The sequence below is a fragment of the Psychrobacter sp. 1Y4 genome, assembly GCF_051847555.1.
Map to the genome: position 1 here is coordinate 1 of NZ_JBPYDE010000462.1, position 753 is coordinate 753.

At 36.4% G+C, this 753-nt stretch carries 1 protein-coding gene; it reads left to right on the forward strand.

Going from position 1 to position 753, the window contains the following annotated elements:
- Positions 1-418 precede the first annotated feature (418 nt).
- Positions 419-753 (forward strand): riboflavin synthase family protein (locus ACS8FC_RS16975; RefSeq protein ID WP_459112973.1); only part of this gene is annotated, 335 nt, incomplete at its 3' end.

The window sequence follows — 753 nt, forward strand, 5'->3', positions numbered from 1 at the left end:
TTGTTATCCACAAAATGCTTATAATGTGCACTATATGTGGATAAGTACATTACCATTTTAAATGTTCCACATGAAACTGTGTATAACTTTGTTTCACATGAAACATGAAAAGCTGATTTCTTTTGGGGTTTTGTAATAAATTATATATTAATCAATAACTTATGGTTTTAACTCTTACGTTGTAAGCGCTAAACTAAATTTAGCATCATTGTGGATAACTCTATAATTAATAAAGACTTTAAGAGTGTCCTATTGACTTACGCTTACTTATCCACAATCTATCCAATGACAGCCTGCATTTACCGCGTGTTTCACTGCGAAGTGTGCTCAGAAAGGCAGCACTAAGAAATTTGGTTAAGTGTTTGATAAATAAAGCGATGTGTTTATAGCAGCATTATAATAATGAGATGAGGATGATATGTTTACTGGAATTATAGAAAGCGTTGGAAAAGTTAAATCTATGCAACCAACGGGCGGTGATATACGCTTAACAATAGAGTCTAACGACCTAGATTTTAGCGATGTAAAGTTAGGTGATTCTATTGCATCGAACGGTATCTGTTTGACTGTTGTAGAGCTCGGTAATAACCATTACTCTGTTGATGTTTCACGTGAAACGATTGCTCGAACAGCGCTAGAAGCATTAAAAGCAGGTCATACGGTCAATCTAGAGAAAGCGATGCTACCGACGACTCGTTTTGGTGGTCATATCGTAGCGGGTCATGTAGATGGGGTGGGCGTTGTTAGTAAACT